The 14,556-nt window shown below is 71.8% G+C and carries 11 protein-coding genes; all 11 read right to left on the reverse strand.

Translation table 11 applies throughout. The features are described 5' to 3' along the window. Positions 1-5: 5 nt before the first annotated feature. The 11 genes from AQI88_RS27775 to AQI88_RS27825 all read right to left on the reverse strand — a co-directional run bounded on the left by AQI88_RS27775 (position 6) and on the right by AQI88_RS27825 (position 14,536). Positions 6-1,145 carry a hypothetical protein gene (locus tag AQI88_RS27775; protein ID WP_067004323.1) on the reverse strand — a complete coding sequence of 380 codons (1,140 nt, stop codon included), beginning with the start codon at positions 1,143-1,145 and terminating at the stop codon, positions 6-8. Beyond that, positions 1,138-1,500, reverse strand: a complete 363-nt coding sequence (locus AQI88_RS27780) for a LysM peptidoglycan-binding domain-containing protein (protein WP_067004325.1) — start codon at positions 1,498-1,500, stop codon at positions 1,138-1,140. Before AQI88_RS27780 ends, AQI88_RS27775 begins: the two co-directional genes overlap by 8 nt. Before the next feature lie 10 nt (positions 1,501-1,510). Continuing rightward, complete coding sequence (locus tag AQI88_RS27785) at positions 1,511-2,197, reverse strand: hypothetical protein (protein WP_067004326.1); 687 nt, start codon at positions 2,195-2,197, stop codon at positions 1,511-1,513. Continuing rightward, the gene (locus tag AQI88_RS27790; protein WP_159050408.1) at positions 2,194-2,889 is read right to left on the reverse strand and encodes a hypothetical protein; all 696 of its coding nucleotides are present in this window, start codon (positions 2,887-2,889) and stop codon (positions 2,194-2,196) included. The genes AQI88_RS27785 and AQI88_RS27790 overlap by 4 nt, the downstream gene beginning before the upstream one ends. Positions 2,890-2,922: 33 nt before the next feature. Then, positions 2,923-9,336, reverse strand: a complete 6,414-nt coding sequence (locus AQI88_RS27795) for an eCIS core domain-containing protein (protein ID WP_079057837.1) — start codon at positions 9,334-9,336, stop codon at positions 2,923-2,925. Then, positions 9,333-9,617: a hypothetical protein gene (locus tag AQI88_RS27800; RefSeq protein ID WP_067004330.1), complete on the reverse strand. Its 285-nt coding sequence runs from the start codon at positions 9,615-9,617 to the stop codon at positions 9,333-9,335. The genes AQI88_RS27795 and AQI88_RS27800 overlap by 4 nt, the downstream gene beginning before the upstream one ends. Continuing rightward, positions 9,608-11,572 carry an ATP-binding protein gene (locus tag AQI88_RS27805; protein ID WP_067004332.1) on the reverse strand — a complete coding sequence of 655 codons (1,965 nt, stop codon included), beginning with the start codon at positions 11,570-11,572 and terminating at the stop codon, positions 9,608-9,610. The genes AQI88_RS27800 and AQI88_RS27805 overlap by 10 nt, the downstream gene beginning before the upstream one ends. Before the next feature lie 36 nt (positions 11,573-11,608). Beyond that, positions 11,609-12,451, reverse strand: a complete 843-nt coding sequence (locus AQI88_RS27810; RefSeq protein WP_067004334.1) for a Pvc16 family protein — start codon at positions 12,449-12,451, stop codon at positions 11,609-11,611. A 61-nt stretch (positions 12,452-12,512) separates the two neighbouring features. After that, positions 12,513-13,262, reverse strand: coding sequence for a hypothetical protein (locus AQI88_RS48570; protein ID WP_067004336.1), 750 nt, complete (start codon positions 13,260-13,262; stop codon positions 12,513-12,515). Further along, positions 13,255-13,983, reverse strand: a complete 729-nt coding sequence (locus AQI88_RS27820) for a T4 family baseplate hub assembly chaperone (RefSeq protein ID WP_067004338.1) — start codon at positions 13,981-13,983, stop codon at positions 13,255-13,257. The genes AQI88_RS48570 and AQI88_RS27820 overlap by 8 nt, the downstream gene beginning before the upstream one ends. Positions 13,984-14,011: 28 nt before the next feature. Continuing rightward, positions 14,012-14,536: a phage tail protein gene (locus AQI88_RS27825; RefSeq protein WP_004003113.1), complete on the reverse strand. Its 525-nt coding sequence runs from the start codon at positions 14,534-14,536 to the stop codon at positions 14,012-14,014. Between the last annotated feature and the right edge of the window lie 20 nt (positions 14,537-14,556).

The following is a 14,556-nucleotide window of genomic DNA, read 5'->3' on the forward strand; positions in this document are numbered from 1 at the left end:
TCGGGTCAGGGCCGGACGTAGTCGCTGCGCGCCTCCAGGCCCTCCCGGGAGAGGGTGAAGTTCTGCTGGAACGAGCCCGGGCGCAGGTTGTGGGTGACGGACTTGACGTAGTAGTCGCCGTCGTAGGCCCGGCCGGCGCCGCGCACGCCGACGAGCCGGCGCGGCTGGAGAAGGTAGCCGTGCCGGTTGACGTCGAGCGAGCCGGAGCCCGAGATGACGTCCGCGGAGACCGCGGCCCTGGCCAGGAGTTCGGCCTCGGCCTGCTCGCGCTGCTGCTTGGCGGTGCCGGAGAGGGTCTTGCGCTTGAGGGCGGGGGTGGGTCGCCTGCCCAGCGGCGGCCGCAGGGGGCTGATCGGCGGCTGGGGCAGGAGCGTGGCCAGCCGGGTGCTGGGGTCCTGCCAGCGGGCCTGCGGCTCCTCGCGTGCCGTGCCGTCGTAGGCGAAGGTCAGCTGGTCGACCGTGGACTGGGCGTCCATGTTGACGTTGAGGGCGTGCTGACGCAGGCCGAGCCGGACCTCCGGACCCCAACGGGCCGAGGACTGGCCCGGGTTGGGACCCGGCTCCAGATAGAAGGTGTACCCGTTCGCCTTCGCGAGGTCGGTGACGTACTGCAGATCCGTCCCCGTCTGGTAGTGCACGCGCAGGTCCTGGTGCGGGGGCTGGGCCACCTTCTCGGTGTAGACGTCCGGGCGGATGCCGTAGTCCGAGTACCGCCGCAGGATGGCGAGCACGCGCTGGGACGGGGGCAGGTTGGGATAAGGGGCGGTCCGCTCCTCCAGATCCATGAGCAGCGTGAGGTCCTCGCCCGTCACGGTGAGGGTGGAGTGGCCGGGGATGTTGCTGGCACCGACCTCCTGCCGCACGATCAGTCCGTCGAACAGCACCTCGGGGGTGCCCCGGACGCTGACGGTGAGGATGACGCGCGTCTTCGGATCGAAGAACCCCTCCGGCAGCAGCCGCCGGTTGATCATGCCGTTCTTGGTGAGGTCGAAGGCGAACTGGAAGCCGCTGCGCTCGCCCGCGGTGGCGGTGATCTGGGCGGACAGCAGCGCCTCGGCGACCTCGACGGGGACGGGGCGGGCCAGCGTGGGCCCCATGAGGAGCTGGAGGTGGACGGGGCCCTGCCCCACGGGCTGTTCAGACACGCCGCTCTCCGCGCGGGAACCCGCCGGCGAGCGGAATGCCGATGACGCGGCCGGGCTCGTCCGTCAGCTCCCGTGGATCGAGGACGGGATTGGCGTCGGCGATCCGCCACCACTGGCCGGGATCACCCAGGTAGCGCTGTGCCAGCAGGTCGGGCCGCTCGCCGGCACCGACCGTGTGCGGCTCGGTGTCCTCGTCCGGCTCGGGCAGCAACCGCCGCTTGGTGTAGCGGACTTCGGTGCCGTCGGCCCGGCGGTGCACGCCGATCTCGGCGTCGTGGTAACGGCTGGTGCGCGGGTAGGGGTGCGCCCCGGGTATGGAGTCCAGCGCACTCTCGTAGGGCTCGGTGTCGGCCATGGCGTGTTGCTCATCCCCTTCCGGTCACGAGGTCGGTGCCGCCGAGTCCGAGGGCGCCCAGGCTGCCGCCCCGTGCGGCGGCCGCAAGCCGTTCCTTCTGCGCCAGGTGCGCCATGTACAGGTCGGCGCCGCGATGCCCGGCGGGCAGGTCGCTCACGGTCAGGATCTTCATCCCGATGCTCAGCGAGGCCCGGATCGGATTGAGGTTGACGTCGAAGGCGGACTCGTTGACGGACAGCTCGGTGAGCCTGACGGGCATGACCCGCTTGCTCCCCCAGGTGAACAGCGTCAACGGCATCTCGATCGGGCTGATCTCGATGGTCCCCTTCTGCGACAGCCTGCTCGCGGCCCGCAGCTGCGCGGTGGTCGGCTGCACGAGCATCTCGAGGGTGGCGAGCTGCGGATGGATCCCGTCGGGCGCGGCGATCTCCAGCTGGTCGGTGGCATCGATCTCGGCGGTGAATTTCCAGGTCTCCTGCGCGGGTCCCTTCAGCCGCAGGGCCTCGTTCCGGTCCCCGTTCCCGGCCCCTGAGCCCGCCGCGTCGCCGCCGTCCCCGGCGGACTGCGGCGCGATGCTGCGCTCCAGGGTGTCCGGGTTGAACTGGAGCACGATGATGCGCTGGGGGGTGCCGCGGTCGGGGTCCACGACGACCATGCCGGAGCGGATGGGTTTGGGGATGTCTGCGTATCTGGTCATGACCGATGCTCCTCGTCACCCGTGTCCACGGAATCAGCCACCGCCCTGTCGATGACATAGATGGGGGGATCGGAGAACTCGACTCCACGGGAGAGGAGGAGATCGGAGACCCTTCCCGCGAACATCAGGAAGGGGGCGACGGGATACCGCTCACCTTTCACCATGTAGCTGTCCGACCAGGCCATTCCATGCTCGTGAAGGAATTTCAGATTCGACTCTGTCAGCACCATTCTTCCGTCGTGCGCAATCATCCACGATCCGGTGGTTCCCTGGTCAAAATTGAATGCGGTGACAAGTAGCACCGGCTCCGGGAGGGAGGGCGCCGCGGCCAGCTCCGAGAGCGGACCGTCGGCTCTTCCGGTCCACTCCACGCCCTTGGTGACCGGCGCCAGAAGGTCGAGCGTGGACTGGTTTGCCAGTGCGACCCTGCCGTCGTCCGTCTCCAAGAGCGCCGGAAAGTCCGCCCTGAGGTTCGCCTCGGTTTCCGGAATGAGGGAGAGGAGTGCTCCATAGCGCTCGGGGCGGTCACTCGCGTCCGGCTGGAAAGCGTGAAGCAGATAGCACTGGATACCACGCCGGCGCAGCTCCGAGTAGACCGGCAGAACAGCCTCCGCCGGTCCGACCCATTGACCAGGCCGAGGGGAAGTCACCCCGCTTCCCCCCATGACTTCCTGAACCTCTGTACTGGGCATGGTCACGATGGTGTGTGTTGATCGCATGGCCGACTACTTTCTGATCTGCTGAAACGGTCCGCGGCCCTTTTCCAGCAAGTCGATCTGATACCCGAGCTGTTGAATGCAGGCAAGCCCCCACTTGCGATGCGTCTCCGGGGACGCACCGGAATCCCGGAGGAAGTTACGGACCGACTTGTTACCCGTGGAAGGCAGCAGAGTGCCGTCCGGCGCCAGCGTGACCGGCTGCTTCCTGGCCATCCACACATTGAACTCCTGATTCGCATAGTCTCTGGAGTACGCCAGGTTCCTGACTGTGTTCGGACCATTGGCGACCTGCTCGTGAATGTGATGCCAGTTCCACTTCCGGCCACCCGGGTTGGTGAATCTGTAGGCCTTGCGGTAATTCAGTGACTGTCGCGCATCGGGCTCATACTGGGACCAGGGGGCACTGTTCCTGATCGCCTCGAAACTCCTGCCGTACTTGAAGTTCCCCGGCTTGGAGATCTTGCTCCAGCTCCTCTTGTTCTTGATGGTCACCTGGAACTCCGCAGGGCCTTCCTTGCCGTGACCGTAGAACGAGAAGGTCGTCTTCGCGACGCTCTCGACCTGCCCGATGTGCCACATCCCTGTGCTGGGCTGCTTGGCGTACACTTTCATACGGGAATACGGGCGCGGGTTCTTGTCCTCCTCTTCCTTGTCGGTCTTGTCCTTGTCGTAGACGACCGTCCCCTTCTTGGACGCTGTCGGATCCGGGGTTCCCTTGGGCGCACGACCGGCCGGGGCCTGCTGCTCGGTCTCCTCGATCTGCTGGTCGGACGTCTCGGCCTGTTCCACGTCCTCGCTCGGCGCCTCCTTCTCCGACGGCCGCACACGGAATCCGTCGATTCCGGGATCGCGCTCAGGGTTGAGCTTCGCGTCGAAGTCCACCACGGGATCGCCCGTCGCGGTGAGGCTGGTGAGGCGGTAGAACCGGCTGATCGCGTCGAGCGTCGGACGCAGGATCCGATCGGGAATTCCTCGCTTGAGGAGCACAGCGAGAATCCGCCGCACACGTGGAATGGCCCGGTCGAGCCGCTCCTGTTTCGAGTCGTGCGACTTCTCGTCCCGTTTCCGCCTGTCCCGGTTCCGTTTCCTCTGCTCGGCCCGCTTCTTCCAGTCCTCGCGCAGCCGGTCGCGCTTCTTCTTGAACAGGTCACGCAGTTTGGACGCGCCGTTCTCGAGGGACCTGCCCAGCTTGGAGTTCTTCAGCTTCCGGCCGAGGGTCCTGCCCGCGTTGCGGACCTTGGTCAGGGCCGACTTGACGGCCCCCTTGGCCTTGGCGAGTGCCCTGCCGAGCGGCGACTTGGGCTTCTTCGGCTTGACGGGCTTGGGCCCCTCGATCTCCTTCTTCTTCCTGGGAACCCTCCTTGGACCGTTGTCCTTGTCCTTGGGTGTGTCCCTGTCCCTGGCGCCGCCGTCGCGCTCCTGCTCCCTGTCGGGCGTCCTGTTCTTCGGCGACTCGCCGGGTGCGTCCTTCGGCCTGTCGGGCGTCCCTTCCCTCACCGGTCCGCCGGGCGCCTCCTTCGGCCCGGTCGCTGTCGGCTCCGGCTTCGCCGGTGACTTCGGGGTGGCGTGGTCCTTCGGCTTCGGGGGCGACTTGGGGTCCGGGGACGGCTTGCCCGTCGGCCGTTCCGCTCGGGCCGGTGCCCCCACCCGCTCGCGCGCGTTCCGCAACGCGTCCCGGGCCTTGTTGACCGCCTCCCCCGCCGCCTTCCGCGCCCCGCGCCCCAGCTTCTTCAGGCCCTCGGTGATCTTCTGGGCCATGGCCTTCAGACGCTTGCCGACGCCCTTCGCGGCGGAGGAGAGGCGGGCCAGGAGGAAGTTGGTGATGAGGTCCAGGAGGGCGACCACGCCCGCCGCGACCGCTTCGGCGAACAGGCAGGCCGCGGGGCCCGCCTTGACCGCCTTGAGGTACGCCCAGAACTTCGAGAACGCGGAGAGGATCGAGCTGAGGCTCTGCCAGGCCGCCATCAGGCCCTGGACGATGGTGAGGATCGCGCCGGCCGCCGGAACCAGCATCGAGACGACCTTCTCGATGACCAGCGTGGCGATCATCATCGGCAGGGAGGCGACGATCGCGTCCCAGGCCATCTTGCCCATCTGCTTGACGGACACGCAGCCCTTGACCAGGACGTCGATGATGGTCTTGCCGAGGCCCAGAATGCCCTCGACCTTGGTGTCGAACCACTGCTTCACGGCGACCTTGACAGCGCCCCAGAGGTGGTCGGTGATGCCCGTCTTCGCCGAGCTGCCGGCCTTGGACAGCCAGCCGCCCGGGTCCGGCGCGATGTCGGCGACGAGCGCGGCGAACTTCCCGAGCGCCTCGATCGCGGCCTGCGCGAACTTGATGGCGCCGAGGATGATCGACTGGTAGGCCTGGATGACGGCCTTGAGGCCGGCTTCGAGGACGTCGAGCAACTTGTTCAGGCCCGCGGCCAGGGCGTCGAGGAGGGCGTTGACGCCCTTCTTCAGGTCGTCCGCCAGCCTGTTGACCGTGGCGATCGCCCGGTCCCGTAGCCCTTCGATCGCCTTGCGGAACCGGTCGCGCAGCTCCGGGAACGCGGCGAGCAGCACGTCCCCGATCGCGATCAGCGCGTCGGCGAGCGCGTTGATCGCGCTGATCGCCAGGTCGCGGACGAAGTCGATCGCCTTGTCGGCCCAGTCCTTGAAGGTGTCGATGATGCCGTTGACGGCCTTGCGGGCGGCCTCGAAGACCGCGGTGACCGCTTCGAGCAGGGCGTTGAAGAAACTCTTGACCTTGTCGGCGATCCAGCCGAAGAAGCCGCCGGAGGGTTTCTTCTCCTCCTTCTTCTTCTTGGCCTCCTGCTCCGACTTCTCCCGCTCGGCGTCGATCTTCCGGTTGTCCTGGTCCTTGCGGCCCTCGATCTCCTTGTCCTTGTCGTCGCGGGCCTTGACGATCTCCTTGTTCTTGGTGGCGTGCTCTTCCTCGGACTTGGTGTCCGCGTCCTCGATCTTCTTGTCCTGCTCGGTGCGCCACTGCTCGCGCTGCTGCTGGACCTCGCCGGCCACCCGGCCGCGTTCGCCGGTCTGCTGCTCGGTGTTGCGGGCGACCTCACGGTCGATCTCGTCCTGCTTCTCCCGCTTGGCCTGCTGCTCGCCCTGCTGGTGCTCCTTCTCCTTGGCGGTCAGGTCCCCCTGGGCCCTGCCCGCCCCGGCGTCGATCTCGGTGCCCTTCTCCTGCCTGGCGACCGCGCCCACGCCCGCCTTGGGCGCCGTACCGGCCTGCAGGTGCACGCCCTTGCCGCCGCCCGGGACGGCGGCCTTGCCGACCAGCCGCTCCCGGGGCGCGTCGGGGAAGATCTGGTCCTCGCCCATCGGCTTGGCCGCGTCGTCGCGGCCGGTGCGGTGGATGTCGTTCTGCTTGTCCTTGAGCGCCTTGGCCTGGTCGTCGGTGCGCTTGGGGTCGCTGGCGCCCTCCAGCCGGATCTTGGGCGCGGGGCCGACCGTCCTGTTCTTCAGTGCCGGGTCGGAGGTGGGTACGGAGTCCGCCGCGGCCTCGACGTTCTTCGCCTCGTCGGCGTTGAGTTCGGCCGCCACGGGCGGAGGCGGCGGGGCGACGTCCTCGGCGGGGTTCTGTCCCTGGGCCTTCTCGCTGCCCTTGGCCTGCTGCTTGTCGCCCTGATCCTCGGGGCCCAGCTTCTCGACGCTGCCGGTGACCTCGGCCGCCGGCGCGGCGGCCGTGGGCGGCGCCGAGCGGGTCTGCGGGGCGCCCGAGGGGCGTTCCCGCGTGGGCGGGCCGGCGGCGAGGCGCTGCTGCTCGTCGCCGACCTTCTTGTCCACGGCACGGCCCACGCCGGGCATGGCGGCGGCGGCCTGGTCGGGCGCGAGTCTGCTGACCGTCTGCACGGCGGCCTTGGGGTCCTGGCCGGAGACGTCCGCAGGCTCCTCGGCCTTCTCCTTGTCCTCGGTGGCCGCGCCCCCGCCGCCGCCACAACCGCTCTGCGCGCCGTCGTCCTTCTCCGGCGCGGGCTCGGGCGGTGCGCAGCCGCCGCCGTCCTTCTCCAGGGACGCCTCCGGCTGGGGCTGCGCCCCCTCGGGCGCGCCCAGCGGGCCGGGGTTGTCGGTCTGTTCGGCGGCGGGGCCGACCGCCGCCTGGGCCGCGGACGGCGCCGCGCCGGGTCCGGCGCCGGTCGTCGGCCCGGCCCGTTCGCTCTCCCCGACCCGGCCGCCGCGCGGTGCGGCGCCCGGCCCGCTCTCCTTGGGTACGGCGCTCCTGGCGGCCGGCGCCTCCCGCTGCGGCCTGGGCGGCTCGACGTCACGGCGTACGGCGGGCGACGGGTTGCGGTCCTCGACGGGCGTGCGCGGGGTGGGCGCGCCTGCGGGACGTACGACGCGGGCAGCGGCCTCCGCGGGCGCCGATGCCTGCGGGCGCGCCTCCTGCCGCGTGCGGTCCTGCTCCTCCTGCTGCTCCTGGCGGCCGTCGGCGGATACTCCGGCGTCCCCTTGCTGCTCCTGAGCGCTGTCGGCGGAGTCTGCCGTGTCCTCCTGCGCCGAGGGCTGTTCGGGCTCCGGCTCCTGGCTCTCCTTGTCGGTGGTCCCCGGGTCGGGACCGACCTCCTGATCGGTGGGCTGGTCTGCCTGCAGGTCTTTCTCGTCGCCTTCTGCGGCCTGGGCGACGGGCCCGCCCTCGGGCTGGGGTGCCTCGCCCTCGACGGGTCCCTCGTCCTGTCCCGGCGCCTTCGCGTCCGGGCCGGTGGAGTCCTCGTCCTCCTCCTGTTCCTGCTTCTCCCGCTCCTGCTCGATGCGTTCGGCCCGGGTCGGCGGCGGGGTGGGGAACGTGGGCGCGGCGGGCTCGGCCGCGCCAGGGGTGAGCTTGTCCGCGGTGGGTACGGCGGACAGGTCCGGGTCGGAGTCCGGCAGATGGTCCTCGGGCTTGATCACGGGCAGGTGCGCGGCCTCCCCGGACCTGCCCGGTTGCTCCTCGCGCCCGGCGACCTCGGCGTCCGCACCGGCTTCGAGGCCGAGCGGGCGCTCTTCCTCGCGGGGCTGCTCCTCGTCCTCGTCCTTCTCGTTCAGGCCGTGTTCGGACAGCGCGCTGTCCGGTTGTGCGGCCTGCTCGTCGACCTTCTCGGGCCGTACGGGCCCGGGCTGCCCCTTGGCCTTCGGGTCGAGTGCCTCTCGTCCGGCACCGGCGGCCGGCTGGGTCGCCTGCTCCTGGCGCCAGCGCTTGTCGGCGCCGGGGGCGCCCGCCTGTGCCGGGTCCTGTTCCTCCCGGTCCCGCTGGGCCTTGCGCTCCTGCCTGGCCTGTTCGGTGCCGTCCTGCCGGGCCTGGGCCCGCTCGTCGGAGGCCTGGTCCACGCGGGCCCGGTCGGCGGCCTGGTTCTCGTCCTCCTGCCGCTGCTTCTGCCCGGCCTGCTGCCGGGAGTGTTCGCGCTCGTCCTCCTGCTCGGTGCGCTGCGCGGCTTCCTGGTCCTCCACGGCGGCGTCCGCGCGGGCCCGGCTGCGGTCGCTGCCGTACTTCTCGTCCCGGTCCCGGGCCTCCTGCCGTTCCTCGCGGGTGTCGGCGGCCTTCCGGTCCTGCGCGCCGCGGCCGCTGTCCTGCCCCTGCTGCCAGTGCAGGCGTTCGACGCCGAGCAGCTCGAACAGGTCGGGCTCGACCTCCGGCGCCCGGGCGGGCTGGAGTTCGGGGGCGCCGCTTTCCCCGGCCTGTTCGGCGAGTTCCAGCAGCCGGTCGAACTCCGGGGTGAGCAGGCGGACTTCGAGCCGGTCGAGTACCGAGTCCTGCAACTGCGGTGACATGCGGGCCAGTTGCATGCGGACACGGCCGGAGAGGTCGGCGGGATCACCGCGCAGCGAGCGCAGCAGCCCGCCCGCGAGCCGGTCCACGAGAGCGGCGGGGTCGACGGCCTCGGTGCGCATCCGGTCCGCGTCCACGGTCGCGTACCGCAGCCAGCCCGGGGTGGCCCGGCCCTCCTCCACCTCCGGGGCGGAGGGCTCCGCCTGCGGCCGTACGAGCCTTTGGGCGGCGGATTCCGCCTCCCGCTCGATCGCCTGCTGCGGCAGGCTCACCGCGCCCGGCTCGCGTCCGGCCCGCAGGGCGCCGAGGCCGTGCGGGTTCTGCACGGTGTGCAGCAGCTCGTGGGCGAGGAGACGGCGGCCCTCGTCCGTGCCGGGCTTGAAGGCGCCCTCGCGGAAGAGGATGTCCTGGCCGACCGCGACCGCGTCCGCCCCGAGCAGCTCCGTCAGCCGTCCGGCGTCACGGCCGGTGTGCAGCCGTACGCGACCGAGGTCGTGGCCGAGCTGCTCCTCCAGCTCCCGTCGCACGCCCGGGTCGAGGGGCTGACCGGCGCCGCTGACGATGTTCTTCGGCTCCGGGGCGCGGGACTTGGCGGCCCGCTCCTTGCGCTTGCGGCGCCGCTGTTCGGCGGCCTGCTCCGCACGGGCGTCCTGGGACCGGGAGTTCACCGGGTCACCTCCCCGTGGCCGCTGAGCCCCTCGTGCACCGCGCGCGCCAGCTCCTGGCCGAGCCGTCGCGCGGACAGCCCGGCGGGCAGCGCCGCGAGACCGCTGAGCACGTCGACGGTCACGGCGCCGTTCGCCGCCAGGGGCACGCCGTGCAGCCGGACCAGCCGGGCCAGCTCGCTCTCGAACGCGGCCGAGACCCGGGCGGGGTCCGCCCTGAAGCCGTCGAGCACCAGTTCGCCGATCTCCACACGGATCGCCGAGGGCCGTCCGCTCACACCCATCCGCGGACCTCCGAGGGCGTCAGCGAGCGCTCCAGCTTGAGATATTCGGTGCGGGCGGCCGCGAGCATGTGCCGCATCTGCAGCCGGTCGCCCTCCTCGGCGGCCAGGAACGCCCCGGACAGGGCGATGTTGCGGATCGAGCCGCCGGCCACGGTGAGCTGGGCGAGCAGACCGGGGTCGATGTCCTTGACCGGGGCCTGCGGCGGCAGCACCCGGCGCCAGATCTCGGCCCGCTCGTGCTCGGCCGGGAAGGGGAAGTCCACGACGAAGCGGATGCGCCGCAGGAACGCGGTGTCGAGGGCCTGCTTCATGTTGGTGGTGAGGACGGCCAGGCCGCGGTAGGCCTCCATCCGCATGAGCAGGTAGCTGACTTCGAGGTTGGCGTACCGGTCGTGGCTGTCCTTGACCTCGCTGCGCTTGCCGAAGAGGGCGTCCGCCTCGTCGAACAGCAGCAGCGCGCCGCCGCGTTCGGCGGCGTCGAAGACCCGGCGGAGGTTCTTCTCGGTCTCGCCGATGTACTTGCTGACCACTTGGGAGAGGTCGACCACGAACAGGTCCAGGCCCAGTTCCTTCGCCATGACCTCGGCCGCCAGGGTCTTGCCGGTGCCGGAGCCGCCCGCGAACAGGGCGGTGACGCCGAGGCCGCGGCGCAGGGTCGCGGCGAAGCCCCACTCCTGGTGGACGGTGGCGCGCTGCCGCACGTGCGCGACGATCTCCCGCAGCACGCTCGTCTGCCGCTCGTGCAGGACGAGGTCGTCCCAGCCCGCCCGTGGCTCGATCCGGCGGCCGAGCTCGTCCATGCCGATCCGGGCCTCGTCCAGACCGGCCCGCCAGGCGAGTTCGGCGGCGTCCAGCTCGTTCTCGTGGGGCAGCCGGCGGCGCACGGCGGACGCGGCGGAGCGCACGATGTGCGGCGGCAGCTGGAACTGGGCTACCAGGGAGCGGAGTTCGGTGTCGTCGAGGTCCGCGACCTCCTCGAACGCGTCGGACCAGAGGGCGAGTTGCTCGTCGTCGTCCAGGCGCGGCACGGCCACGCGGACTCCGTGCGGGCGGTCTGTGCGCAGCGGGTCCTCGCTGGAGACGACGAGGGGTACGGCCGCCCCGGCGAGGAAGGCCTCGGTCGCCGCCCTCTGGTCGCGGTCGAGTTCGCCGGCCTCCACCAGCAGCGCGGCAGGCAGCAGGATCGCCTCCCGCTGCCACAGCCGGGCGAACCGGTCGCGCTCGACGGGGTCGCCCGGAACGTCCTCGGCGCTCATCGCGTACAGCCCGAGCCCCGACCGTGCCGCAGCGGCTGCGGCGATGTCGGCCCGGCTGCGCAGATCGCCGCCGGTCACCTCGACCAGCAGCGGTGCGTCGGGGTTGCGGCCGCCCTCCGTCCAGCCCTCGGCGAGCCGGTTCGCGGCCAGGTCGTACGGCGGCGGCAGCGCGTCCGGCACCGGCGTGCGCCGCAGCTGGCCGTGCAGCCGGGCGTCCAGGTAGGGCGAGGCCAGCAGGAAGTGCAGGATGCGTTCGTCCAGCCGGAGCCGGGAGGTGGTCAGCCGTGTCGCGTCGTCCAGTTCCACGATCCGCCAGCGTCTGAGCGGCGCCACGGGGGTCAGCGCGCTCCAGTGCGGGCCGTCCAGCGCGGCCAGCGCGAGCGAGAAGGTGGGGTACGCCCGCTGCGGATCACCGGCGGCCGCCGCGCACCGGGCGGCTGTCGTGGGCTCGAGTTCGTCGGCGGCGGTGAGCAGGACGAGGTCGCGCTCGAAGGGGGTGAGACCGAAGCAGGCGACGAGCGCGTCGAGCGGTGTGGTGGTCTCGGGTACGGGCAGGACGGCGGTGCCGGGGGCATCGGCCCGCTGCTCGGTGGTGCGCGCCGCGTGGGTGTCGATGCGGGCCAGGACGCGCCGGATCCCGGCGGTCAGCGCCGCGCCTTCGCCGCCCGAGTCGGTCGGGTCCGGCTGGTACGTGCCCATGTGTTCACCTGCCCCCGTCGTGTCGCCCATGCCGGCTCAGCTCTCCGTGCCCTCGTCGCCACCCCGGCGGTCCGTCTTCCGGGCGGCGGGCTGCGTGGACCTGGCGGTGCGGGGCGTGGTCTTCCGGGTGCGCGCCGGGGTCTTGGCCGCGGTCCTGGCAACGGCTTTGGTGGCCTTGTTCCGAGCGGGCTCCTCAGGGGTGACCTCCGCCCCACCGGCAGACGGCTCATCAGCACGCGGCTGACCCCCCGGAGGGACCGGCGCCCCCGGCGCCCCGAACGGCAGCACCCGTACCTCGGGCCGTTCGACCGGCTTCGCCGGAACCGGCGTCTCGCGGCCGTCGATGAAGACGAGGGACGCCCGGTAGACGACCGAGAGTGCGTACGGAGTCTGGTAGAGCATCCCCCACAGCTTCGACGTCTCGTCGACGTCCATCACCGTCGGCGTGAACCGCACCCGCTGCGCCGCCTCCGCGAGGTCGCTGCCCGCCAAGTAGGGCCGCTCACCGGCGAGTTCGATGACGTCCTTGGGCAGGATCGGTATCTCGTGCAGGGTGCGCACCACCGAGCCGATGAGCCGCTGCCCGACCAGTTCGGTCTCGTCGCCGTACGCGCTGATCACGTAGTTCAGGTCGAGCGCGGCGGCGGCTCTGCGCACCAGCGTGCCGTCGGGTGCGCGGGTCGGCAGGTCGTTGCCCCGCTGCGAGGCGTTGGGGGTGACCTGGTAGAGGAAGACGGAGATGGTGGGGTCCGTCGGCGGTTCGGCGGGCGGCTTGCGCGGCTCCACCTTGACCGCCATGTCGATCTCCGGCTGCAGGTGGGACTCGATCAGCAGGGCGAGGGCCTGGCTGACATGGGCGATGGCGAGTGCGTTGCTCATGGCGTCAGTTCCTCGGTTCCTCTCGTGTTGCCGGTCCTGCCGCGCCCACTGCCGGTGCGGCTCACTCGCGCCCCCGTGCCAGGTAGTCGGCCAGGCTCACGGCCGCACCCGGCCGCTGGGCGGGCCGCGCCGGCTGCGGTGCGCCGTTCCTCGGCGGCGTCCGGCCGGCCGTCACCTCCAGCCGGCCGATCTGCACCTGCACCACCTGCTCGGGCGCCCGCGCCGGCCGCCGGGCCGCGGCCTGGCGGATCGCCGCGCGGGCCGCCGTCGCGTCCGCGGCGCTGGGGCGCACTGCCGCGGACACGGAGGCGGGGGGAGCGGCGCCCGTGCCCGGGGGGATGGGCACGGGCGCCGCGATCCGGTCCGCGCCGGATTCCGGGCCTCCCCGCCCGGAGAGGCGCGGCCCGGTCCGGGGCACCGGGCGGGATCCCGGCGCGAGGGGCGCGGCGGGACGCAGCAGCGGTGCGTCGGGCAGGGCGGGCGGGGCGGGGCGCGCCGGCGGCTCGGCGGGGTCCCGCTGCGTACGTACGACGGTCCGTTCCCGTTCGGTGTGCCGCCGGACCTCGGTGGCGGCGGGGCGCGGCGCTTCCCGCTCCGGTACGGGTGCGGGCGTGGCGGAGGGCCACGGCACGGAGTCGGTGGCGTCCGGATCCGCAGTGCGGGCCCGGACCGCCTCGACGCGTTCGAACGGGCCGGGCAGGCGGGGCCGTACCCGGACCGTGTCCGGTCGCGCAGCGGCGGCGTGCCGGGCGATCAGCCGGTCGAGGAAGTCGGGCTCCGCCGCGGGCGCCCGGGAGGAGGACTCAGACATCCGCACACAGCTCCAGGTAGTAGCGGCGCCGCAGCGGGCTGAGCGCCAGGATCTCCGGCTCGCTCCAGCCGTAGGCGGTGGCGAGCAGATGGACGTCGAGGAGCAGGTCCCTGGCCCAGGCGTCCAGTTCGGTCCACAGGTAGGAGGCGATGTCGAGTTCGGCGCGGGTGGCCGTGCCGCACTCGGGGCACCCGATGGTGAGCATCACGTCGGCGCCCGGGTCGGCGGCCTTGACGGCCTCGGCGATCCGCTGCTGCACCGGGGCCGGAAGGGCGTCGGCGGCCTTGGGCGTGCCGTCGTGCGCCGCCGAGACCAGACAGCGGGCGAGCAGCGCGGCGCGTGGGTCCGCGGCCCGGGCCGCGGCCGTCAGATCAGCGGCGGCGGGCAGCCGGAAGGTGATGTCCCAGCCGTCCTGTGTCAGCCGTACGGCCGTCTCCTCCGAGCCGCCGAGGGAGCGGGCGAACTGCCCCGCGTCCAGCTCGAACTCCATGTCCGCGCCGCAGGTACGGCACTCCAGCCGCACCTGCATCCGCTCCCCGAACAGGGCGCGGCGCAGGGCGAACAGGTCGGACTCGCGCTCGCCCAGCGGCACCGCGGGCAGCGCCGCGGCATCGAGGTCCGGGCGCGCCGTGCCGTGCAGCAGCAGGGCGCGCCCGGCGGGCGCCTCGGCGAGCCCCGCCTCCCAGGCGTCCAGCAGCCCGGCCGCCCCGGTGATCGCCATGTGTTCCCCCCGGCTTCCTCACCTCACATCAGGCCGGATTGAGGAAGGAGGGCTCCTCGGGCTCGGGCACCTCGTAGTCCCGCTCCCAGCCCTCGCACTCCAGCTTCAGTGACTGGATGGCCACCGCGTTGGCGTTGGCGTCCAGTTCGCCGAGCACCTGGTACTCGCTGGGCCAGGTCCGGTAGAGCTTGTGCGAGACGGCGACCTGGCCGGCCTCGTTGAGGACCTGGATGACGATGTCCTTGCGGAAGTCGGCGAGGGACACCTCGGAGCCGAGCCCGGCGCCGACCTGCCAGACCTTGTTGGCCCAGCGGTCGAACTCGGGGTCGTGGGTGACCCCGCGCTCCAGGGTTATGCCCTCGAACTCGGAGCGGCCGGGCGACTTGCGCGGGGAGGAGGGGTCGCCGCCGTGCCGGTGCTTGACGACCTCGGTGGTGCGCTTCAGCGGACTGATCTTGCTGATGCCGGCGACCGTACGACCGTCCCACAGGACCAGGAACTTGAAGTTCTTGTAGGGGTCGAAACGATGGGCGTTGACGGTGAACTCTGCCATCGGATTCCTTCAGCTCTCCA

This window comes from Streptomyces cellostaticus, from assembly GCF_001513965.1.
GTDB classification, from domain to species: Bacteria; Actinomycetota; Actinomycetes; order Streptomycetales; family Streptomycetaceae; genus Streptomyces; species Streptomyces cellostaticus.

Coding starts and splice junctions, on each gene's coding strand:
- AQI88_RS27820 (WP_067004338.1), bottom strand. CDS start 13,983: ATGGCGATCACCGGGGCGGCCGGGCTGCTGGACGCCTGGGAGGCGGGG.
- AQI88_RS27825 (WP_004003113.1), bottom strand. CDS start 14,536: ATGGCAGAGTTCACCGTCAACGCCCATCGTTTCGACCCCTACAAGAAC.
- AQI88_RS27790 (WP_159050408.1), bottom strand. CDS start 2,889: ATGCCCAGTACAGAGGTTCAGGAAGTCATGGGGGGAAGCGGGGTGACT.
- AQI88_RS48570 (WP_067004336.1), bottom strand. CDS start 13,262: ATGTCTGAGTCCTCCTCCCGGGCGCCCGCGGCGGAGCCCGACTTCCTC.
- AQI88_RS27800 (WP_067004330.1), bottom strand. CDS start 9,617: ATGGGTGTGAGCGGACGGCCCTCGGCGATCCGTGTGGAGATCGGCGAA.
- AQI88_RS27780 (WP_067004325.1), bottom strand. CDS start 1,500: ATGGCCGACACCGAGCCCTACGAGAGTGCGCTGGACTCCATACCCGGG.
- AQI88_RS27805 (WP_067004332.1), bottom strand. CDS start 11,572: ATGGGCACGTACCAGCCGGACCCGACCGACTCGGGCGGCGAAGGCGCG.
- AQI88_RS27810 (WP_067004334.1), bottom strand. CDS start 12,451: ATGAGCAACGCACTCGCCATCGCCCATGTCAGCCAGGCCCTCGCCCTG.
- AQI88_RS27785 (WP_067004326.1), bottom strand. CDS start 2,197: ATGACCAGATACGCAGACATCCCCAAACCCATCCGCTCCGGCATGGTC.